This is a genomic window from Algibacter luteus, assembly GCF_030344935.1.
Taxonomy (GTDB): Bacteria; Bacteroidota; Bacteroidia; order Flavobacteriales; family Flavobacteriaceae; genus Arenitalea; species Arenitalea lutea.
This window is the reverse complement of the sequence record NZ_CP128313.1, coordinates 2,094,386-2,117,920: the sequence shown is the minus strand read 5'-3', so window position 1 is coordinate 2,117,920 and position 23,535 is coordinate 2,094,386. Positions and strand designations below refer to the sequence as shown.

The window sequence follows — 23,535 nt, the reverse complement described above, 5'->3', positions numbered from 1 at the left end:
AATCTATTGTTTTATTTTTGATGCTAATAAATAAATAACAGCCATTCTTATGGCTACACCATTTTGTACTTGTTCTAGAATAATAGACTGATTAGAATCTGCTACATCACTAGTAATTTCTACACCTCTATTAATTGGACCTGGGTGCATTATGGTAATTTCTTTATCAAGTGAGTTTAGTACATCTTTATTCACACCAAACTGTTGTGTATATTCTCTTGTTGATGGAAAATAACTAATATCCATACGCTCATTTTGAACACGAAGCATATTTGCTACATCACACCAGTTCAAAGCATTACGCAAATTTGTTTCAACCTTTACTCCAAGCTTATCAATATATTTCGGAATTAAGGTTTTTGGCCCGCAAACCATAACTTCTGCCCCTTGTAATTGAAGTGCAAAAATATTAGAAAGTGCTACTCTACTGTGCAAAATATCACCAACAATAACTACTTTTTTTCCTTTAACTTCACCAAGTTTTTCTCTAATAGAGTACGAGTCTAACAACGCCTGCGTAGGGTGTTCATGGGCGCCATCTCCGGCGTTAATTATACTGGCATTTACATGCTTCGATAAAAAGACACCAGCACCAGGATTTGGGTGACGCATCACAACCATATCTACTTTCATAGATAAGATATTGTTTACTGTATCGATTAACGTTTCTCCTTTTTTAACCGATGATTGTGCTGATGAAAAATTTATAACATCGGCAGATAATCGTTTTTCAGCTAATTCAAAAGATAATTTGGTTCTTGTAGAATTTTCAAAAAATAAGTTGGCAATAGTAATATCTCTTAGCGAAGGTACTTTTTTAATGGGTCTGTTAATCACTTCTTTAAAATGATCGGCAGTTTCAAAAATAAGTTCGATATCTTGTGTATTAAGATATTTTATTCCAAGTAAGTGATTCACACTTAATTCGCTCATTGATTTATTTATTTTTCAATTAAATAAACTGAATCTTCTTTATCATGTTCAATCCAATTTACTTTCACTTTTTCATTATTTATAACATCAACCTGTCTGCCTCTATAATCTGGCTGTATAGGTAAATGTCTACTAAAACGACGATCTATTAAGGTCAATAGTTCAATTTCATTAGGTCGCCCAAACGATTGAATAGCAGTTAATGCAGCACGAATGCTACGCCCTGTATATAAAACATCATCAATAAAAACAATATTTTTATCTTCTACTAAAAAATTAATTTTTGTTTTATTGGCCTCAAGTGTCTTCTCTCCACGACGAAAATCATCTCTATAAAAAGTAATGTCTAAATAGCCTAATTTAATGTTTTTAACCTTGTAGTCTTCCTTTAAAATTTTAGCTAATCTATCAGCTAAAAAAATGCCACGAGGCTGTAAACCAATTAGTACCGTGTTAGAAAAGTCGTTGTGTTTTTCAATAAGTTGACAAGCCAATCGATGAAGAATGATGTTTACCTCTTTTGCGTTAAGTAAAACTTTTTGACTCATATACTATCCAAACGTATTTGGAGTACAAAGGTAGTGTAAAAATTTATAAGTAAAAACCTTAAATTCTTCTTTCTTATGGCGCCACCCAAAGGGTCGGGCTATCCATTACAAGTCCTCGCAAGCCTTTACCGATTGCCATCGGGCTTGCTGTGGGCTTTTCATTACTATCCCTGGCGCAGTAGCATGAAACTTAGTTGCTATTATTTAACTACCATACAAATAGTAACAAATCAATTTTATTGAATAAAAAAAGCCTTCAATTTCTTGAAGGCTTTTTTATTTATTTAGACAGGGAAAATTATTTCTTACCGTCCATTTTATCTTTAAGAGCTTGTAAAGCATCGTTAGCATCACCTAAAGTAGGTTTAGCTTCAGCAGCAGCACTTGCCGCTTTCTTAACAGCTGCTTTTACATTCTTAATTTCTTCTTCTTTAAAGATGGCTGTATGAGATGCTACAACACGTTTAAATTCTTTGTTAAATTCAATGATTTTAAACTCTGCAGTCTCTCCCTTTTTAAGGGTGCTTCCATCTTCTTTCTCTAAGTGACGAGATGGTACAAATGCAACGATATCTTCGTTAAATGCAACAGTAGCACCTTTATCAACTATTTCAGAAAGTTCAGCAGTATGCGTCGTTCCTAAAGCGAATTCAGTTTCGTATTTATCCCAAGGATTTACGGTTGTTTGTTTATGACCTAAACTTAATTTACGTCCTTCAACATCTAACTCTAATACAACAACATCTAACTTATCACCTACATTACAGAATTCACTTGGATGCTTGATTTTCTTAGTCCATGACAAATCAGAGATATAAATTAATCCGTCAATACCTTCTTCTAATTCAACAAAAACACCAAAGTTTGTAAAGTTACGTACAATACCTGTGTGCTTAGAACCTACAGGGTATTTACCTGTAATATCTGTCCATGGATCTGCGCTTAATTGCTTAATTCCAAGAGACATTTTACGATCTTCTCTATCTAAAGTTAAGATAACAGCTTCAACTTCATCTCCAACAGAAACGAAATCTTGAGCCGAACGTAAATGCGTAGACCAAGACATTTCAGAAACGTGAATTAAACCTTCAACACCATCTGCAACTTCAATAAACGCACCGTAATCAGCAATAACTACAACTTTACCTTTAACTTTATCACCAACTTTCACCTCTTCAGCAAGTGCTTCCCAAGGGTGTTTAGATAATTGTTTAAGACCTAATTGGATTCTAGATTTGTTTTCATCAAAATCAAGAATTACAACATTAAGTTTCTGGTCTAACTCAACAATCTCATTTGGATGGTTAATTCTAGACCAAGATAAATCTGTAATATGAACTAATCCGTCAACACCACCAAGATCAATAAATACACCGTAAGAGGTTATGTTTTTAACAACACCTTCTAATACTTGACCTTTTTCTAATTGACCAATAATTTCTTTCTTTTGAATCTCGATATCAGCTTCAATAAGCGCTTTATGAGATACTACTACGTTTTTGAATTCGTGGTTGATTTTCACAACTTTAAATTCCATAGTTTTATTTACGTACTGGTCGTAATCTCTAATTGGTTTAACGTCAATTTGAGAACCTGGTAAGAATGCTTCAATTCCAAAAACATCTACAATCATACCACCTTTAGTTCTACACTTAACAAAACCATTAACTATTTCACCAGTTTCGTTTGCTTTAATAACTCTGTCCCAAGCTTTAATTACACGAGCTTTTCTGTGAGATAATACTAATTGTCCTGTTGCATCTTCACGAACATCAATTAATACTTCTACTTTGTCTCCTTCTTTTAAGTCTGGATTGTAACGAAATTCATTTAAAGAAATAACACCTTCAGATTTTGCATTGATGTCAATAATAGCATCACGATCTGTTATGTGTACAACAGTTCCTTCTACTACTTCGTCATCTAAAGTGTCAACGAAATTTTCTGCTACTAGTTTTTCAAATTCTTTTAATTGTTTGTCGTCAACCTCATCAATTCCTTCTTGGTAATTGTGCCAGTTAAACTCTTTTAAGAATTTTTCAGGGTTTGCTATTGCTTCAGATACTACTGGAGCTTCTGCTGTTGTTGCTTCAGTTGCTTCAACTTCAGCTTTTTTTGCTTTTTCAGCCATTTAAATAATTTTACGATTTTAAAGAGATTTCAACGTTGTGAAAACGCTTTATTAACGCATTTGTATTCTGTTATGTCTCGGAAAATTTAAGCGTTTAACATACAGAAGTGTTAAATAATTTTTTAGTTTCATTCCTTTTATCTTTCCGACGATTCGCTAAAAGGAGTGCAAAAATACATAATATTGATATAAATACCTAAAAATGAGAAAATAAAATAACAGTGACTTTTTTAACTAAATGTGTCTTATATTTAGTGGCAATTAAATAAGTAATATTTTACAAATCATTGGAATATTTTATTATATTGTTGATAACAATTAATTACAATTAAAAATTTACAAAATCATGGTAAAAGCAAAGTATCAAGAAGTGTTGAGCTTAGGGGAAGCACTTAATATTAAAGATGGTAAAGTAACTGAAGAAAACGGTGTTCTTAAAATTAAAGGAATGGCTAGTACGCCTTACGAAAAAGACATTCTTTGGGATAAGATAAAAGAAATAGGTGGTGAAAACCCAAAAGACATTATGGCAAATATAACGGTTGCAGACGATAGTGTTTATGCGAGACATACTGTAAAAAAAGGTGAGACTTTAGGCAAAATAGCTAAGCACTATTATGGTAATGCATCAAAATATAATGCTATTTTTAAAGCAAACACGAATATCTTGAAGAATCCAGATTTAATTCATCCAGATCAAGAATTAGTTATTCCAAAATTATAGGAATAAAAAAAACAAAAAAAAAGAACCTTGATGTCAAGGTTCTTTTTTTATGCAATACATTTATCAGTAATCAATAATGATGCTATTCCAAATCTTCAATAGTCATATTTGCCAACTGAAATATTTTATTGAATTGCTCTTCTAAAGTCATATTAGAATTATCTATCTCAATAGCATCTTTGGCTTTTGTTAATGGTGAATCTTCTCGAGTAGAATCAATATGATCCCGCTCCTGTACATTAGCCAATACATCTTCATAAGACACTTGTTCTCCACGCTCTAATAGCTCTTGATAACGACGTTTAGCTCTTGTTTCAGCTGAAGCTGTCATAAATAATTTAAGTTCGGCTTCCGGGAAAACTACGGTGCCAATGTCTCTGCCATCCATAACTACGCCTTTATCCTGCCCCATTTTTTGCTGTTGCTCAACCAATTTTTGACGTACTTCTGAAATAGCAGCAACTTTACTAACAAAACTTGAAACTTCCAGTGTTCTAATCTTCTTTTCAATATTTTTTCCGTTTAAATACACTTCAGCAAAACCTAATGCTTCATTAAACTTAAAACTAATTGAAATTTTTGGTAATTGATAAATTAAGGCCTCAACGTTAAAATCACTTTCGTTAATCAACCCTTTATCCATAGTATAAAATGTTACCGCTCTATACATGGCACCTGTATCTACATAAATGTAGCCTAAAGCTTTAGCAAGTTGCTTTGCTACGGTGCTTTTTCCCGTTGAAGAGAAACCATCTATTGCGATTGTAATTTTATTCATTGATACTTGTTTTTGAAAAATACAAAGTTATAAGGTTCAAAGTATAAAAACGTTTTTATTGCAAATCGATTTGTAAACCGAAAAAATTAGAGTTCGCAGCACTTGTATATTTTGCATGCGTATAACTAAAACGCATTTTATTCATTTTAATAGAAATTCCTGCCGACAAACCAGAAAAATTACGTTGATCGACAATTCTTAACTCCTCGCCTCTTCTGAAATTATAACCTAAGCGAATATTGAATCCACCTTCTGGAAAAATTTCAGCTCCAACTATGGTATGTCTAATTACTTGACCAAGAAAACCGATTTTTTCTGAAGACTGATTTCCAGATAAATCGCTAGTTGTTCGTGCCGGATTTGACCTTGAAATAGGCCATTCTTGAAGATTTTCGAGTGTTACGTGCCAACGAATAGGTACATTTTCTAAACGTTGTGACATTCCAAATGCGACCTCAAACGGAATTTTTTCTTGTAATCCTGCATACGTGGTAATTTGCGAACCTAAATTACGAACCACCAAAGCGGCATTAAAGTCTATATTTTCATTAATGTAGATAATTCCTAAATCTGCAGCAGCACCAAACGAATTGTATTGTTCAAGTTTTGAAGTGATAAGCTTTACACTTGCACCGAAATAAAAATCGGAGTAATCTATTTGTGTGGCGTAGCCAAAAGATAATGCGGTTTCGTTACCTGTAAATGTTCCGGTAGAGTTTCCAGCTTCATCATATCCATCAAAATCGCCATAATTAATATAAGTTATACCTGCATGGAAAGTTTGCGTCCTTCTGTCTATTGTATAAGCATAAGATGCAGTTCCATAACCTATGTCTCCTAAATAACTTGTATAATTTAAAGCCAATTGATTATCCATTTCAACATTTATTGTTGCAGGATTAAATAAGGCTTGTGTAACGTCGTAATCAATATTAGTTAGCACTTTACCACCTAGCGCCGCTTGTCGTGGCGAAGAAACCAGATTAAGAAATTGGTATGTAGTTTCACCTCCTACTTGAGCCATAGTGAGAGAAGCTAATGATAAACAAAAAAATGTGATAACTTTTTTTAGCATATTTTGGATGCAAAGTAAATGAATCTATACTAAAACGGTATCATGCATCTTTTATTTTTTTCGAAGTTTATATTTCTATTTCAAATATAATTTTTGCCCTATAGCCAAGTTATTACTTTTTAATCCATTTAGGCGTTTTATAGTTTCAACACTTATTCCTGTTTTTTTAGAAATATAGTATAACGTATGCCCTTTTGAAACTATCCATATACTCTCTGAATTATTAACGTCTTCATCTTCAATATTTCGAACTCTAAGCTTTTGCCCTACACTTACTAAAGTTGTTTTTAAATTATTAGCTGCTTTAATTTCACTCAATGTAAGACCATATTGACCAGAAATTTCTAATAGGTTTTCACCAGGTTCTACAATGTGATAATTTAATCGCTCTATTGAATAATCCTCATCAGGTCGTTTTGCCTTTACGATAGAATCATTTCCGTCAGACCCAATAAAAATAAACTCTCCGGTTGACAAATTTAATCTTGCTGGTTTTCCATTTAAGAGTACATCTTTATAGGCTATTTTAGTCTGTGCCTGTAAATTCACTACAGAAGTACACAAGACAATAAAAAGAAAAATAAAACTATAATTTTTTGGCATGCTTTACTTTTTGCTTTGTTACTGCTATTTTTATGACATCGCTCATGTCTGATACATAATGAAAAGTAAGTCCTTTTAAATATTCTGGCTTAATCTCTTCAATATCACGTCTGTTGTCTTCACACAAAAGAATTTCCTTGATTCTAGCACGTTTGGCAGCCAAAATCTTTTCTTTTATTCCTCCTACTGGAAGCACTTTTCCTCGAAGCGTAATTTCACCTGTCATGGCTAAGCTTTTCTTTACTTTTCGTTGTGTAAACAAAGATACTAAAGAAGTTAACATAGTTACACCTGCACTTGGTCCATCTTTAGGAGTAGCACCTTCCGGTACATGTATATGCACATTATACTTTTCAAAAATAGTGCTATCTACACCAAATTCTTGAGCGTTAGACTTTATATATTCCATAGCAATTGTGGCGGACTCTTTCATGACTTTACCTAAATTACCAGTAATAGTCATGGCTCCTTTTCCTTTTGATAGAATAGATTCTATAAATAATATATCGCCACCAACACGTGTCCAAGCTAATCCTGTAACAACACCAGCCACATTATTGTTTTCATATTTATCACGCTCTAATTTCGGACCGCCTAATACTTCAATTATATTTTCGTTTGTAACTTTAATATTGTATTCTTCTTCCATAGCAATATTTTTGGCTGCATAACGCACCATTTTAGCTACTTGTTTTTCCAGTCCACGAACTCCAGATTCTCTGGTATAGCCTTCAACAATCTTTTCTAATTGTGGCTTTCCAATCTTTAAATGCTTGTCGGTTAAACCATGTTCTTTAAGCTGTTTTGGTAACAAATGGCGTTTTGCAATTTCTACCTTTTCTTCAATGGTATACCCTGTAACATTTATAATTTCCATTCGGTCTAATAAGGCTGGTTGAATGGTTGATAAACTATTTGATGTTGCTATAAACATGACTTTAGAAAGGTCGTAACCCATTTCTAAAAAGTTATCATAAAACTCGTTATTTTGTTCTGGATCTAAAACCTCTAACATCGCAGAAGATGGATCGCCTTGATGCGAATTGGATAACTTATCAATCTCATCTAAAACAAAAACAGGATTTGACGTTCCAGCCTTTTTAAGACTTTGGATAATTCGCCCTGGCATAGCGCCAATGTATGTTTTTCTATGTCCGCGAATTTCAGCTTCATCTCTTAAACCTCCTAAAGATACTCTCACATACTCTCGTCCTAAAGCCTCTGCGATAGACTTTCCTAAAGATGTTTTACCAACCCCTGGAGGGCCGTAAAGACATAAGATTGGAGATTTCATATCGTTACGAAGCTTTAAAACAGCTAGATATTCTATAATTCTGCGTTTTACATCTTCTAAACCAAAATGATCTCTATCTAAGATTTTCATGGCACGCTTTAAGTCGAATTTATCGTCACTAAACTCATTCCATGGTAAATCTAAAAACAACTCTAAATAGTTTCTTTGAATTGAGTATTCGGCAACCTGAGGATTCATGCGTTGTAACTTTGCAATTTCTTTCTCGAAATGCTTAGCCACTTTTTCATCCCAAAGCTTTTCACTAGCCTTAGCCTTCATTTCATCAATTTCCTCATCATGACTTACACCACCCAATTCTTCTTGAATGGTTTTCATTTGCTGATGCAAGAAATACTCTCGTTGTTGTTGGCTCATATCCATTTGAACTTTAGACTGAATATCATTCTTAAGTTCTAATTTTTGAAACTCAACATTCATGTATTTTAAGGTCGCTAAAGCACGTTCTTTCAAATCGTTAATCTCTAAAAGCTCTTGCTTTTCAGCTACTGAAAGATTCATATTTGAAGACACGAAATTGACCAAAAATGAATTACTTTCTATATTTTTTATCGCGAAGGAAGCCTCACTAGGGATATTTGGACTTTCCTTTATGATTTCTAAGGCCAAATCTTTTATTGAGTCAATAATTGCCGTGAATTCTTTATTTTTTAAAGCAGGTTTGGCTTCAGGAATGTCTCTAATGGTAGCATTCATGTAAGGTTCTTCAGTTAAAACTTCGGCTACTTTAAAGCGCTTTTTACCTTGAATAATTACGGTTACATTACCATCGGGCATTTTTAAAACTCGTAAAATTCTAGCAACAGTTCCCGTTTCATGAATTTCTTTTGCTGAAGGGTTTTCAACTGATTCATCTTTTTGAGCCACGACTCCAATAACTTTTCCTCCCTTATTGGCGTCGTTTATAAGTTTTATAGACTTATCTCGTCCTGCAGTAATTGGGATAACCACTCCTGGAAATAACACCGTATTTCTTAACGATAGAATTGGTAGAGTTTCTGGCAATTCTTCGTTATTTATAGCTTCTTCATCCTCCGGTGTCATTAACGGAATTAATTCTGAGTTTTCATCAAATTCCTGTAATGACAAACTGTCAAGAGTTGTAAATTTTGATTTCTTCATATATCTTATTAGGTCAAACTGTCAGAAAACAAATTAGACCATTTATTTTATTAATAAAAGCAATTTTTTAAAATGTTGATAATCAATATTTTAATATTAAATATATAGACTCAACATACTTATAAATTCAATAGCTATGCCAATTCAGAAAATTAACACTTTAAATATTACATTTTACCCATTTTCTTTAAGCCAAAAAGCAAAATAATAGGAATAGCTAACAAGACCACCATAAGTAAGTTGGTTTTAAATAGCCAAGGTGAAAGTATTAAGGTAATTAAATAACCGCCCACGGCGCCACCAAAATGCGCATCATGACCAATATTTCCAATTCTATTTTTCATCCCGTAAATAGAATATAACAAATAACCAATTCCAAAGAGATAAGCAGGAATTGGTATTGGAATAAAAAAGAATAATAATTTCATTCCCGGTTGCAAAAGTATAGCAGAATAAATAATACCACTAACGGCTCCACTGGCTCCAACGGCGCTATAATGATATTCGTTTTTATGAAAATAAAGGGATAACAAACTTCCTAACAATAAACTCCCTAAGTAAATAAGTAAAAATTGAAAAGGGTTTAAAAGATCAATAACAACGTCTGCGAAGAAGTATAAACTTAACATATTAAATAACAAGTGTTGTGTATCGGCATGTAGAAAACCAGAACTAAACAATCTTATTTGTTCACCACGCTGCACACTACCTACTTGAAACTTATATTTTTCAAAAAAACTGTAATCACTAAATCCTTTATAAGAGATAATCACATTTGCTGCAATTATTATCATTGTTACTAAATCTAACTTGCCCATAGGGTATAAACGTTTATTATCAAATTAACATATATTTCTTCTATTTATGCTAAATTTTGAATGAAAAATTTCATGTACTTTTGTCCCACAAATCTAAAACTAATTCATGCAATTTCTAGTTTATATTCTGGTTTATCCCATTTTATGGGTCATATCTGTATTGCCTTTTAGATTATTATATTTTTTATCCGATGGCTTTTATGTGATATTGTATTATATCATAGGCTATCGGAAGAAAGTAGTTACCGAAAATTTAAAATTATCTTTCCCTGAAAAAACCTCTGAAGAAATAGCTTTGATTAGGAAGCGATTTTATCATCATTTAAGTGACATGATGTTTGAAGCTATTAAATCGATTACTATTTCGGAGGCTGAAATGCATAAGCGATATGTTTTTACTAATGTAAACGAGATTCATAAACTTGAAAAAGAAAATAGAAGTATTGTTTTATTTATGGGGCATTATGCCAGTTGGGAATGGGTTTTTATTTTACAAACACACGTTAGACACAAAGGGTATGCGGTTTACAAAAGACTAAGTAATAGATATTTTGACGCACTAGTAAAACGTATTCGGGCAAAATACAACAGCTATTTAATAACAACTAAAGAAACGTTTCCTACGCTTATAAAAGCCAAACAAGACAACGAATTAACACTTAATGGTTTTGTTTTTGACCAATCGCCTAAACTTAGTAGAGCTATTTATTGGCAAGAATTTATGGGAACTGAAGTTCCTGTGCATGTTGGTGCAGAAATTTTAACTAAACGATTGGATATGGTTTCGCTTTTTTTAAAAGTTAAAAAAGTAAAACGCGGACATTATGAAGCCACTTTTACAGATATCATTAGAAATACTAAAGACTACAAAGATTTCGATATTACAAATCTTTATTTAAAACGCGTTGAAGAGCAGATTCAAGAAGCTCCCGAGTATTATTTCTGGACACATAAGCGCTGGAAACATCGTGGTAAAAAACCACAATAAAATGGCTTAATTATAAAGCTTATTTATTAAATGAAAATCAGCTAATACCAATGCAGCCATGGCTTCTACAATAGGTACCGCTCTAGGCACTACACAGGGGTCGTGGCGACCTTTACCTTGCATTTCTACAGTATTACCTTCTTTATCGATAGTTTCGTATTTCTGTATTAATGTGGCGACTGGTTTGAAAGCTACGCTAAAATAAATATCCATTCCGTTACTAATTCCTCCTTGAATACCACCTGAGTAATTTGTTTTTGTAGTACCATCATTATTAAAGGCATCATTATGCTCACTTCCGTACATGGTACTTCCGTGGAAACCACTACCGTATTCAAATCCTTTTACAGCATTTATAGAGAGCATTGCTTTACCTAATTCGGCATGTAGCTTATCAAAAACGGGTTCACCTAAACCTACTGGCACATTTTTAACTACGCAACTTACAATACCGCCAACGGTATCGCCTTTTCCGCGTACTTCTTTTATGTATGTTTCCATTTTTTTAGCCATTTCTAGATCTGGACACCGCACGATATTCGACTCTACGAGCGACAGGTCAATTTCGTTATAAGGTGTGTTTAACTTCATGGTTCCAACTCCTGAAACATAAGCCTTTATTTCAATACCTTTAAGCATTTGCTTTGCAATGGCGCCAGCAACAACACGACAAGCAGTTTCTCGCGCAGAACTACGACCACCTCCGCGATAGTCTCTAACGCCATATTTTTTGTCGTATGTATAATCGGCATGACTAGGTCTGTAACTGTCTTTTATATGCGAATAATCGTGAGATTTCTGGTTGGTATTCTCAATAACAAAACCAATAGAAGTTCCGGTAGTTACACCTTCGAAAATTCCAGAATGAAATTTAACTGTATCGGGCTCTTTACGCTGAGTAACAATAGCAGATTGCCCTGGTTTTCTTCGGTCCAACTCTTCTTGAATCGCGTCTAAATCTAAAGCAATTCCCGAAGGACATCCATCAATAACACCACCTAAAGCAGGTCCGTGAGATTCGCCGTAAGTTGTTAAATTAAATATTTTTCCGAAGGAATTTCCAGCCATAATTATATTTTTTGGCTAAAATAAAGCTAATACAATTAATAAGGAAATGAAATTACATTTCACTTTATTATTTCTTTACAAATTTCGAGTGTCATTATTAAAATAATTATAGTTCTAATTGCTGAACTACAAAAGTGCTTCCTTTAAAATAGTGATTGGGTGTTTGGCTTCACGCTGTGTTCCGTCCTTTATTTGATGCCTACAACTTGTGCCATTTGCTGAAATAATCGTGTCTTGAGTTGCTTTTCTAACCGCAGGAAACAATGTTTGTTCGCCTATTTGCATACTCACCTCGTAATGCTCTTTTTCGTATCCGAAACTTCCTGCCATCCCACAACATCCGCTCGGAATAATAGTTACTTTATAATTTTTTGGAAGATTTAATACCTTAAAACTAGATAATTGATTAGAGCTTGCTTTTTGATGGCAATGCCCATGAAATTTAATTGTTTGCTCCTGAGTTGTGAATTGATCAGGAGTTATGTTGCCTAAGTCTATTTCTTGTTGAATGAATTCCTCAATTAAAAAGCAATGTTTGGCTATCGCTTCTGCAGAAGTTTTATCATCAGCTAATTTTAAGTATTCATCTTTAAAGGTTAATATAGCCGAAGGTTCAATACCAATTAACGGCGTGTCTTTTGAAATTAAATCTTTGTAGATAGATACATTTTTATTTGCAAAATTTTTAGCTTGCAGGAGCAATCCTTTTGATAAAAAAGACCGACCAGATTCTTCATTTTTTACCACTTCAACTTGATAGTTTAATGCTGTTAGAAGTTCTAAAGTATCTATTCCAATTGATGTATCTAAATGATTCGTAAATTCATCGTTAAACAGATAAATTTTTTTTATATAATCTTTATTATATGTCTGACTATCAATTCTTTTAATATATTTATCTAAACTTGTATTTGAAATTAAAAGCAGACTTCGTTTTGACGCAATTCCAATCGATTTCTTTATGAGAGAAGCTAAAATCGGGTTTGAAAACACAAAATTAGAAAGCTTAGGTACTTTGCTTCCTATACTATTAAATCGGTTATTATATGCGAATAACTTTGAGCGTAATGGCACACCATTTTCCTTTTGATATTGATATTGAAATTCCGCTTTTAAACTTGCCACATCAACACTACTTGGGCATTCGCTACTGCACGCTTTACAGCTTAAACATAAATCAAAAACCTCCTTCAATTCGGTATGATTAAACTTGTTTATCTTTTCAGAGTTCGTTAAAAACTCACGTAAGGCATTCGCTCTTGCTCGTGTGGTGTCTTTCTCGTTTCTGGTAGCACGATAACTAGGGCACATGGTGCCGCCAAATTCAGGAAGCTTGCGGCAATCTCCAGAGCCATTACATTTTTCAGCCTCTCTCAAAATGCCTAAAGATTTTGAAAAATCTAAAAGGGTTTCAATTTCAGGTTCTTGTCTATCACTTACGTAACGCAAGTTCTCATCCATTGGTAATGCATTGACAATTTTTCCTGGATTGAATATATTCTCTGGATCAAATACAAATTTTATCCGCTTTAAAATGTTGTAATTATCTTGACCAATCATGAATTCGATAAACTCTGAACGCACAATACCGTCGCCATGTTCACCACTCATTGAGCCTCGATAAGATTTTACTAATTGTGCTACTTCAGTGGTAATCAGTCTAAAAAGATGAACGTCTGTAGATTTTTTTATATCTAATATGGGTCTTAAATGAATCTCCCCTGCTCCAGCATGTGCATAATAAATAGCATCTTGATTATGCTTTTGCATGAGATCGGAAAAATCGTTTATATAATTGGCTAAATCGGTTAAGGCCACAGCGGTATCCTCAATACAAGCCACACCTTTTTTATCACCAATAATATTGCCTAAAAGCCCTAAACCTGCGCTACGCAATTCATTGGCCTTATTAATATTATCGCCCTTAAGTGTTGGGAAGGCATAACTTAAGCCAGTAGATTCAATGGTGTTTACTAAGTTTTGAGCCTGTTTATCAACCTCTTCAATAGTTTCAGCCCTGACTTCGCACATTAAAATCGCTTTGGGATCCCCAATTATAAACCGCCTGTTATCTTGCTGGGTTTTATTGTGTTTTGTACAGTCTAAGATGGTTTTATCCATCATTTCGCAAGCGTATAGGTTGTGTTCCATTAATGATTCTACTGCTTGCATGCAATTTTTAATACTATCAAAATGAACTGCCACCATGACAGCTTCTTGCGGTGGCAACTTATCTAATTTAAGTGTAATTTGTGTTGTAAAAGCCAAAGTGCCTTCGCTTCCTGAAAGCAATTTACACATGTTGAATTTGCTATTAGATTTTGAAAATACTTGAGTTTTAATCAATTCATCAATAGCATAACCTGTATTTCTTCGATGTATTTCTGGTTTCGGAAAATGATTCAAAACTTGTTTTTGTACTACTTCAGACTTTAATTCTGTAAAAATCGTCTTGTAAATCTGCCCTTCTAAATCATCCTGCTTTAACTTCTCTTGAAACTCATCAGTTGATAATTCACCAAAAACTACTTCACTTCCATCGCTCAAAATAGTGTGCATTTCTAACACTTTATCTCTAGTAACACCATATTGAATAGAAGTTGTTCCTGAAGAATTGTTGCCTACCATTCCTCCAATCATACATCGATTTGATGTGGAGGTATTCGGACTAAAAAACAATCCGTGAGGTTTGAGGTAATTATTTAACGCATCGCGAACCACTCCAGGTTGAACGGTAATGGTTTTATTTTTTTCATCAAAATTAATAATGTCTGTAAAATACTTTGAAACATCTACAATTATTCCGTCGCCAACACATTGTCCAGCTAAAGATGTTCCAGCAGTTCTTGGAATTAATGAGGTGTTTTTTGTCTTTGCAAACTGTATTAATTGTTTTAAATCGTCTTTATTTTTAGGATAAGCTACAGCGAATGGCAGTTTTCTGTAAACTGAGGCGTCAGTGGCATAAATTGATTTGATTAAATTGTCATCATACAATTCTCCCGATAGTTCTGATTTTAAAGCTTTTAAAGACATTAATTAAAAAATATATTACTAGCGTAAATATATATACAAAATTGGCGTTATTTTTGTAAAGTTAAATAGATTATTACTAAGTGGTCTATTTAATGACAAAGACCGTATATAGAACAACAATCTAAAATCTTTAAATTATGAAAAAAGTATTTTTATTATCATTAACAGTATTAGGATTTGTTTTAACATCGAATGCACAAGACATTGCAGAAAATGCCATTGGTTTGCGATTAGGCGATAGCGATGGTCTGGGCGCTGAAATATCTTATCAGCATGCTTTAGGCGATAACAATCGTTTAGAAGTTGATTTAGGTTGGAGAGACGGGAACAACTACGATGGTTTTAAACTAGCAGGTTTATACCAATGGGTTTGGAATTTAGATGGAGGCTTTAACTGGTACGCTGGTGTAGGTGGAGGTTTAGGCTCTTTTAGTTTTGACAACCCGGGTGGAAAAGATATTGATGATACTTTTATTTTCGCTGCAGGTGATATTGGTATTGAATACAATTTTGACATTCCTTTATTGTTGTCGTTGGACTTTAGACCAGAAATTGGTTTTGGTGATGACACTTACAACAACAACGATTTAGATTTTGATATTGCACTTGGTATTCGTTACCAATTCTAATATTTCAAGACATAAACATAAAAAAGCACCATATTTTGGTGCTTTTTTTATGTTTTAATTTTATCTATAAATAGATCTATAAAACCATACACTTCGCTAATGTGTCCTCATAGATGGCTTCATACTGTGGGACAATAGCATGTAAATCGAATTTTTCGGCCACTTTTCGTGCTGATTTTTTAAAGGCTTTTAAACGTTCTTCATCACTTAAAATATATAAGGCATTTTTAGTCATATCTTCAACATCTGCAACATTACTTAAGAATCCTGATTCACCATGAATATTCACCTCAGGTAAACCACCTGAATTACTCGAAATAACAGGAACACCAGAAGCCATAGCTTCTAAAGCCGCTAATCCAAAACTTTCAGTTTGTGAAGGCAATAAAAATAAATCACTAAAACATAATATTTTATCAATTTCATTACTCCTTCCAAAGAAAACAACTTTATCTAGAATACCTAGTTCTTGACAACGGAGTTCTATTTTTTCTTTCTCAGGACCTTCCCCAATAAACATTAATTTTGCTGGTATTTCCTTTTGAATGTTGTAAAAGATACTGATCACATCTTGAACGCGCTTCACAGGCCTTAAATTACTAATGTGCGTTATGATTTTTTCATCATCATTAGCCATCATTCCTCTTTGACAATCTGTGAACTTATGATTGTATTTCTCTAAATCAATGAAATTTGAAACCACATGAATATCATTCTTGATATCAAACAAGCGTAAAGTATCATCTTTTAAACTTTGTGAAACAGTCGTAACAGCATCAGATTTATTAATACTAAAAGTTACAGCTGATTTGTAGAAAGGATGACTTCCAACAAGAGTAATATCGGTACCATGCAGTGTCGTTACAATTGGCACATTAATACCTTCTTCTTGAAGCATTTTTTTCGCCATATAAGCAGCATAAGCATGCGGTATGGCATAATGCACGTGAAGAATTTCAATATCATGTAGCTTAACCATATCCACCAATTTACTAGATAAAGCTAATTCATAGGGTTGATAATGAAATAATGGATATTCAGGAACGGTAACCTCATGGTAATGCACGTTATTGCTAATTAATTCTAAACGTACTGGTTGATTGTAGGTAATAAAATGTATTTCGTGTCCGCGTTTAGAAAGTTCTAAACCTAGCTCTGTAGCTACTACACCACTTCCACCAAATGTTGGATAACAAACAATTCCTATTTTCATATATGAATTTTAAGTGTCTTTAATTTTCAATTGCTTCGTAAATCAAGCGTTGAATTTCTGTTCTAATATTTTCTCTTAACAATAAATTTTTTCCAGCATGTGGAAATGTTCGATTTGCTAAAAATACATAAACTATTTCCTCTTCTGGGTCTGCCCAAGTGTATGTTCCGGTAAATCCAGAATGCCCAAAACTTGTCATTGAAATACAACCACATGTAGGACCATCATCACCTAATTGAGGTTTATCAAAACCGATACCCCTACGGTTATTATTATCACAATAATAGCAGGTGTTAAATTTATCAATAGTTTCAGGTTTTAAATAACGCTTACCGCCATAATAGCCTTTCTGCAAATACATTTGCATAATTTTCGCAACATCGTTGGCATTACTAAACACACCTGCGTGACCACCTACACCATCTTGCATTGCTGCACCCATATCATGAACATAACCATGTATTTTTTGGTACCGATAATAATCATCCATTTCTGTTGGCACAATCTTCTTACTACTAATTTTGTAATATGGATTATACAAGGTATAATTTGCTCCTAACGGTTCGTAAAAATGCGATTGTGCAAGCTCGTCTAACCTTCTGTCGTAATGTTGTTCTATAAATTTCTTTAAAATATAATATGGAAAGTCACTGTAACGATATCTTTGAGACTCTAGTAACTCCGAATTTTTTATAATTTCAGGTATAGAATCCTGATAATCAGTTCTTAAAAATAAATTCTTAGTCACTTCAATATTAAAATTGTTGCTTCTTTTATTTCGATAATATTTTTTACTTGGGCGCTTGGTAATCGTGTCTAGAGTATGATAGTAGAATGGTTCCCAAGGACGTAATCGCGCATAATGTGACAACATACTTTTAAGAGTGATATGCGATTTGTTTGAATTTCTATACTCAGGTAAAATATCTGATAGTTTTGAGTTTAAGGATACGATACCTTGTTCTTCAAGCTCCATTAATAAAGGTAAGGTTGCTAAAATTTTAGTAAGGGATGCTACATCATAAATATCATCAAAGGCAACTTTTTCTTTACCGTTATATGTGTGTTTGCCAAAATTTTTATTGTAAATAACTTTCCCTTTTCTCGCCACTAACAACTGAATTCCTGGAGTCATCATTTTATCTACTGCGACTTGAGCTACTGAATCTATTTTTTTTAATTTTTCAGAATTCACACCAACCCGCTCCGGAATGGTATACCCTAACCTTTTTAATTCGTTATTGTGAATGCCTTCTCCTACTTTAAAATGATTTCCAATAGATACAGGTAGGTTTCCTTTAGAAGGGATGGCACCAAAAATAAGCTGTGCCGATTTACGTTGGGCAATTTCACTATTTTGATAACTTACAACGATGCTTTCAAAATTCTCTAAACTCTTAAGACTAGAAAGTGCATATGGTTTAACAAAAGCATCTAGAATAACCGTATGGTTTTGTGCTATTTCGTGTAACCAAACCAATTCTTTATTGCTGAATTTATAAGATTTCCACGGATTATCATTAGAACGATGAAAACCTACAATCACTGTATTATAAGCTTTTAGGCTACTCATTAACGTATAAAGATTATCAGATTGAATCTCGTGAACTTTAGCATATTTTCTTAATTCATCTAAAAACGCAGAACCTGAGTCGTCACCCAATTTCACATAGGCAAACGTTTTGGTTTCAAGCCTTTGCAACGGTAATAGGTTATTTTTGTTTTTTACTACTGTTATGGCGTTTTCTAGCAATTCTTCGTATAAAATATCATCTTTAAGTCTGAGTAAATCTTTTGATAAATTATAAAGCTTTACAGGTTTATATTTATTTAAACCAACTTTGTACTTGGCTTGAAGCACTTTTTTAACGGAATGCTCTAAACGAGACTCTGAGATTTTTCCAATTTTATAGGCTTCAATAATTTTTGCAACGCCGACTCCTACATCTTCCGACATGAGCATCACATCATTTCCTGCTTGAAATGCAGCCAAATCAATATCTCCAGTTTGACTAAAGTTTGCAGCACCTTTCATGGTTAAAGCATCTGTAAAAATAAGTCCTTTAAACCCTAATCTTTCTTTTAAAATATCGGTTACAATATGTTTTGACAACGATGAAGGATACCCATCTCGAGGCTCTAAACTTGGCACGTTAAGATGCGCAACCATGACGCTAGATAGTCCTTCGTGAATTAATTTTTTATATGGGTATAACTCTATAGAATCGATGCGTTTTTCATTAAAGCTAATAGTTGGTAGTGTTAAATGTGAATCTTGGTCTGTATCGCCATGACCTGGAAAATGCTTTGCATTAGCCAAAACTCCGGCATCTTGCATGCCTTTCATAAAAAAAGATGCTTTTTCAGTGACATTATCCCGATCTTCACCAAAAGACCTATTGCCTATTATTGGGTTTTTGGGATTGGTGTTGATATCAACCACAGGTGCAAAATTAAAATGAACACCTAAGCGTTTGCAATGCTCCCCTATTTGTCTGCCTGTTTGTTCAATAAGCTTATTATCTTTTATGGCGCCTAATGTCATATTCCAAGGAAAGGCATACGTAGAATCTAAGCGCATGCTTAAGCCCCATTCTGCGTCCATACCTATAAGCAAGGGAATATTCGATAAAGCTTGCAGCTCATTATTTAGTTTAGCCTGTCTTACTGGACCACCATTCGAGTATATGATACCTCCAATTTTATGTTCCTTAATGGTTTTAATGACCTTGTTTTTAGTAGCTTGGTCTTGATTGGACATCACCTGAACCATATACAGCTGTCCCACTTTTTCCTCTAAAGTCATTGAAGCATATAAGCTGTCGACCCATTTTTTTTGAGCAGCGTAGTCTGATGTTAAAAGCGGATTTTTAGTTGTTTGAGCAACCGAAAGGGCAAATGAAAATAAGGCAATAAATATTATAGTGATTTGACGCATATTTAGATTTTTAATGGGGATTACCAGTAATTACTAATACCAATAATAGCGCCAAAATAATACTTTTAAGAAGAAGATAAAAAGACTTTAAGATAGATTTATAAAGAAGTTTGTGAACAAACACGAACTATATTAAAACTGAGGTAAACCTTAAACTTGATTTGTCTTTAAATAAGTTTTAAGAATGAAACATTACTTTATAAAACGGGCATGCCAGCTTTCGCTTGCAGGTACTTCCCAGTTTTCATTAAATTCTGCTACCGTGTTTACTAAATTGTTGAACACAATGGTGTTTTTAGACACAGCTTTGTCTTTTGCCATTTTACGAAAATCGGTAAGTGATTTGTGTGCAATGAATTCGCCTTGTTTGTAAGAAACATTCATTTTATCCATTAAATCGACGTTATACTCTTTCTCTAATTGTTGAATAAAATGTACCGAAGCATCGATAGAACAACCTGTGGCATTGTTTAAGTTTTGATTTAAACCTATTACTATAAATCGCTTATATTTAATGAGATAACCTGCTTGCAGGTCACTACCATGTGCCGTCCAGTTTTCAATAAAGATATCTAGTTTAGCTTTTATCTCTTCCAATTCGGATTCAGAAAACGAACGATTGGCTTGGTAAATCCAAACACGAGATTCTTCTGGTAATGTATTAAATTCTACTAGCATGAATGTGATTTAATCTATTAGTTCAAGGTATTTAACCACCTTCTTTTTAACGTATTTGCGCTCACTTAAATCGAACATATCTATTTCTTTATAATAGATATTAAATGACTTATTAAAGTTAGATTTCTTTAATAATTTATAACCATCAAATTGCTCATTTATTATAAAGGTATGTGTTTTATCAAAAGCATCTTTAACTTGAAAATAGGAAACCGCATCGTTACTTAAGGACAATAATTCGGCTTCTAATTGTAAATCATTATCGTTTTTTGCTGCAGGTGGTGGTGGCGCAGTTTCATCTTCATCTACATCGTCAATAATTTCACCTAACTGTTCGTCGCTAAATATGGCCATAAACTCAACACCACAAGTTGAAACCATTTGAATGCCTACTTCTTCGCCTAGTGCTTCAAAATCGTCTATACCACTATCTTTCATGGCTGAAGACTCAGATTTACGCGTGTTGTAACTTTTTAATAAACATAAACCTAAAGCAACTTGCTTTTGATTCATGGATTTATCTTGAGTGAAAGAGGTTTTGTCTTTTTTTATACATTCGCAAGTGTCTTCTGCCATTAATTCAATCACTTGTTCTCTGGTTTTGTCTTGTGCAAAAACATTCACAACAAAACATAGGCTTACTACTAATAAGGTGTATTTTAACATGGTATATTATTTATAAATCTTGGGCATTTGCAATTAATTCGGCAACATCCATTACGGCGACGTCGCTTTCTTTTTCTTTGGCTTTAATACCGTCGGTCATCATGGTGTTACAAAATGGACAACCGGCAGCAATTATTTCTGGTTTTATGTCTAAGGCTTGTTCTGTGCGTTCTACATTAACATCTTTATCACCTTTTTCTGGTTCTTTAAACATTTGCGCACCTCCTGCTCCGCAACATAAACCATTGCGTTTGCAGTTTTTCATTTCTATTAATTCGGCTTCCAACTTTTGAATGAGTTCTCTTGGTGCTTCGTACACATTATTAGCTCTACCTAAATAACAAGGATCGTGAAACGTGATGCGTTTGCCTTTATATTTTCCGCCTTCAATAGTTAAGCGACCTTCATCAAGCAGAGTTTTTAAAAACTGGGTATGATGCATAACCTCGTAATTTCCACCAAGCTCGGGATACTCATTTTTTATGGTATTAAAACAGTGTGGGCAAGCCGTAACTATTTTTTTTACTTCGTAAGCATTTAATACTTCTATGTTTGTAACGGCTTGCATTTGAAACAAAAATTCGTTACCAGCACGTTTTGCGGGATCGCCAGTACAACTCTCTTCGGTTCCTAAAACTGCAAATTCTACATTGGCTTTGTTTAATAGTTTTACAAATGCTTTTGTGATTTTTTTAGCTCTATCATCAAAACTTCCAGCACAACCAACCCAGAATAGTACTTCGGGTTGTTTTCCTTGAGCCATGAATTCTGCCATGGTTGGTACTTTAAGTAATTCGCTCATTTTTTTTTAGTTTAAGACCTCTAAAGTTTAAAAACTCTGCAGGAATTTGTTTTATGTTGTTTATCGCGTTAGGGATTGTAGCGGTATCCTTTTTGCCATGAAAAGCAAAAAGATATAGTGAAAGCCCGACCCTTGTGGTAACGCCCTTATTATTTTATTATTCGTTTTTCCAGTTTAAACGGTCCATTTGGTTGTAAGGCCATGGCGCACCGTTATTTTCTATATTCGTCATCATATTATTCAATTCGGTAGGCGCTGCGGATTGTTCCATAACTAAATAACGACGCATTTCTAGAATGATTGAAAGCGGGTCGATACTAACAGGACAAGCTTCCACACAGGCATTGCATGATGTACATGCCCAAAGCTCTTCTCGGGTAATATAATTATCTAGAAGCTGTTTACCGTCTTCTTTAAATTCGCCTTTATTAGCATCGATGTTTTTACCAACTTCCTCGAGACGGTCTCTGGTATCCATCATGATTTTTCTAGGTGATAATTTTTTACCGGTTTGGTTTGCAGGACATTCACTTGTGCAGCGTCCGCACTCGGTACATGTATAGGCGTTTAGTAATTGCACCCAATTTAAATCTTGAACATCGCTAGCACCGAATTTTGCTGGAACCTCATCTTCACTACCTTCGGCAGGTGCAGCAAAAGGATCGACATTAGGATCCATCATCATTTTTACTTCATTAGTAACTGCTTCTAAATTATTAAACTGCCCTTTGGGTTTTAAGTTGCCATAATAGGTATTAGGAAACGCCAATAAAATATGTAAATGCTTTGAGAAATATAAGTAATTAAGGAATATTAAAATACCAACAATATGCAGCCACCAAGCGCCTCTTTCTATAATGTGTAAGGTGCCTTCGCTTAATCCTGAAAACCATGGTGCCATATATTGACTGATAACATTACCAGAATTTAAGGCTTGAAAATTTACATCGGTGGCATTCATGACTAGAAATAACGTCATTAAAACCATCTCGAAATACAAGATATAATTACCATCGTTTTTTGGCCAGCTGGTCATTTCGCTTTTCCAGAAACGCGCTAGTTTTATTACATTTCTTCGTAACCAAAACACAATAACTGCGATAAAAACTAAAACGGCTAACACCTCAAAACTACCTATTAAAAAACCATAAACCGATTGTGGTAATATTTGAAGACCTATGCGGTGTGTGCCGAAAATACCATCAATTATAATTTCAAGAACTTCAATATTTATAATTATGAACCCCACGTAAACTACAACATGCAATATCCCTGCAATTGGGCGACGCACCATTTTACTTTGCCCTAACGCAATCATCGCCATATTTTTCCAGCGTTGCGCTTTATTATCGCTCACATCGGTGTCTTGACCCAGTTTAATATTTCTCATTAATTTTTTTACATTTTTTGCAAAAAAACCAATTCCTAGAAATAGTATTATTACAAAAAGGAGATTAGGAAGATAACTCATAT

Annotated in this window: 19 protein-coding genes; 3 read left to right on the top strand and 16 right to left on the bottom strand. The window is 33.8% G+C overall.

The window, feature by feature from the left end:
• Positions 1-3: 3 nt before the first annotated feature.
• From O5O44_RS08880 to rpsA, 3 genes are all read right to left on the bottom strand, one after another.
• Positions 4-933: an aspartate carbamoyltransferase catalytic subunit gene (locus O5O44_RS08880; protein WP_289194018.1), complete on the bottom strand. Its 930-nt coding sequence runs from the start codon at positions 931-933 to the stop codon at positions 4-6.
• A gap of 8 nt (positions 934-941) precedes the next feature.
• A complete protein-coding gene (pyrR, locus tag O5O44_RS08875) occupies positions 942-1,481 on the bottom strand; it encodes a bifunctional pyr operon transcriptional regulator/uracil phosphoribosyltransferase PyrR (RefSeq protein WP_019386391.1) in 540 nt (179 codons plus the stop codon).
• A 298-nt stretch (positions 1,482-1,779) separates the two neighbouring features.
• Complete coding sequence (gene rpsA / locus O5O44_RS08870) at positions 1,780-3,612, bottom strand: 30S ribosomal protein S1 (protein ID WP_289194017.1); 1,833 nt, start codon at positions 3,610-3,612, stop codon at positions 1,780-1,782.
• 346 nt (positions 3,613-3,958) lie between these two features.
• On the opposite strand from rpsA, the gene O5O44_RS08865 reads away from it, so the two are divergent.
• Positions 3,959-4,336, top strand: a complete 378-nt coding sequence (locus O5O44_RS08865; protein ID WP_019386393.1) for a LysM peptidoglycan-binding domain-containing protein — start codon at positions 3,959-3,961, stop codon at positions 4,334-4,336.
• Positions 4,337-4,418: 82 nt separating this feature from the next.
• Here the strand turns inward: O5O44_RS08865 and cmk are convergent, their stop codons facing one another.
• From cmk to O5O44_RS08840, 5 genes are all read right to left on the bottom strand, one after another.
• Positions 4,419-5,114 (bottom strand): (d)CMP kinase, encoded by a 696-nt coding sequence (gene cmk / locus O5O44_RS08860; RefSeq protein ID WP_289194015.1) that lies wholly within the window; start codon positions 5,112-5,114, stop codon positions 4,419-4,421.
• 55 nt (positions 5,115-5,169) lie between these two features.
• Positions 5,170-6,189 (bottom strand): type IX secretion system protein PorQ, encoded by a 1,020-nt coding sequence (porQ, locus tag O5O44_RS08855; protein WP_289194014.1) that lies wholly within the window; start codon positions 6,187-6,189, stop codon positions 5,170-5,172.
• A 75-nt stretch (positions 6,190-6,264) separates the two neighbouring features.
• Positions 6,265-6,792: a LysM peptidoglycan-binding domain-containing protein gene (locus O5O44_RS08850; RefSeq protein WP_289194013.1), complete on the bottom strand. Its 528-nt coding sequence runs from the start codon at positions 6,790-6,792 to the stop codon at positions 6,265-6,267.
• A complete protein-coding gene (lon, locus tag O5O44_RS08845; RefSeq protein ID WP_019386397.1) occupies positions 6,776-9,226 on the bottom strand; it encodes an endopeptidase La in 2,451 nt (816 codons plus the stop codon). Before lon ends, O5O44_RS08850 begins: the two co-directional genes overlap by 17 nt.
• A gap of 167 nt (positions 9,227-9,393) precedes the next feature.
• The gene (locus O5O44_RS08840; RefSeq protein WP_289194012.1) at positions 9,394-10,044 is read right to left on the bottom strand and encodes a rhomboid family intramembrane serine protease; all 651 of its coding nucleotides are present in this window, start codon (positions 10,042-10,044) and stop codon (positions 9,394-9,396) included.
• A gap of 106 nt (positions 10,045-10,150) precedes the next feature.
• On the opposite strand from O5O44_RS08840, the gene O5O44_RS08835 reads away from it, so the two are divergent.
• Entirely contained in the window at positions 10,151-11,032 is an 882-nt protein-coding gene (locus O5O44_RS08835) for a lysophospholipid acyltransferase family protein (protein ID WP_289194011.1), read from the top strand.
• A 6-nt stretch (positions 11,033-11,038) separates the two neighbouring features.
• On the opposite strand, the gene aroC is transcribed toward O5O44_RS08835, so the two are convergent.
• Together aroC and O5O44_RS08825 are read right to left on the bottom strand one after the other, a co-directional pair.
• The gene (gene aroC / locus O5O44_RS08830) at positions 11,039-12,100 is read right to left on the bottom strand and encodes a chorismate synthase (RefSeq protein WP_289194010.1); all 1,062 of its coding nucleotides are present in this window, start codon (positions 12,098-12,100) and stop codon (positions 11,039-11,041) included.
• Positions 12,101-12,226: 126 nt separating this feature from the next.
• Positions 12,227-15,136, bottom strand: a complete 2,910-nt coding sequence (locus O5O44_RS08825) for an FAD-binding and (Fe-S)-binding domain-containing protein (protein ID WP_289194009.1) — start codon at positions 15,134-15,136, stop codon at positions 12,227-12,229.
• A 137-nt stretch (positions 15,137-15,273) separates the two neighbouring features.
• Here O5O44_RS08825 and O5O44_RS08820 point away from each other — a divergent pair, with 137 nt between their 5' ends.
• Positions 15,274-15,765 (top strand): hypothetical protein, encoded by a 492-nt coding sequence (locus O5O44_RS08820; RefSeq protein WP_019386402.1) that lies wholly within the window; start codon positions 15,274-15,276, stop codon positions 15,763-15,765.
• Between the two features lie 76 nt (positions 15,766-15,841).
• Here the strand turns inward: O5O44_RS08820 and bshA are convergent, their stop codons facing one another.
• From bshA to O5O44_RS08790, 6 genes are all read right to left on the bottom strand, one after another.
• Positions 15,842-16,978, bottom strand: a complete 1,137-nt coding sequence (gene bshA, locus O5O44_RS08815; protein WP_289194008.1) for an N-acetyl-alpha-D-glucosaminyl L-malate synthase BshA — start codon at positions 16,976-16,978, stop codon at positions 15,842-15,844.
• 19 nt (positions 16,979-16,997) lie between these two features.
• Positions 16,998-19,916, bottom strand: coding sequence for a serine hydrolase domain-containing protein (locus tag O5O44_RS08810; RefSeq protein WP_289194007.1), 2,919 nt, complete (start codon positions 19,914-19,916; stop codon positions 16,998-17,000).
• Positions 19,917-20,108: 192 nt separating this feature from the next.
• Complete coding sequence (locus tag O5O44_RS08805; protein WP_289194006.1) at positions 20,109-20,594, bottom strand: ABC transporter ATPase; 486 nt, start codon at positions 20,592-20,594, stop codon at positions 20,109-20,111.
• A 9-nt stretch (positions 20,595-20,603) separates the two neighbouring features.
• Positions 20,604-21,260 (bottom strand): hypothetical protein, encoded by a 657-nt coding sequence (locus O5O44_RS08800; protein ID WP_289194004.1) that lies wholly within the window; start codon positions 21,258-21,260, stop codon positions 20,604-20,606.
• Positions 21,261-21,270: 10 nt separating this feature from the next.
• Positions 21,271-22,062 (bottom strand): (Fe-S)-binding protein, encoded by a 792-nt coding sequence (locus O5O44_RS08795; protein WP_289194003.1) that lies wholly within the window; start codon positions 22,060-22,062, stop codon positions 21,271-21,273.
• A 157-nt stretch (positions 22,063-22,219) separates the two neighbouring features.
• Positions 22,220-23,533: a 4Fe-4S dicluster domain-containing protein gene (locus O5O44_RS08790; RefSeq protein ID WP_289194002.1), complete on the bottom strand. Its 1,314-nt coding sequence runs from the start codon at positions 23,531-23,533 to the stop codon at positions 22,220-22,222.
• Positions 23,534-23,535 lie beyond the last annotated feature (2 nt).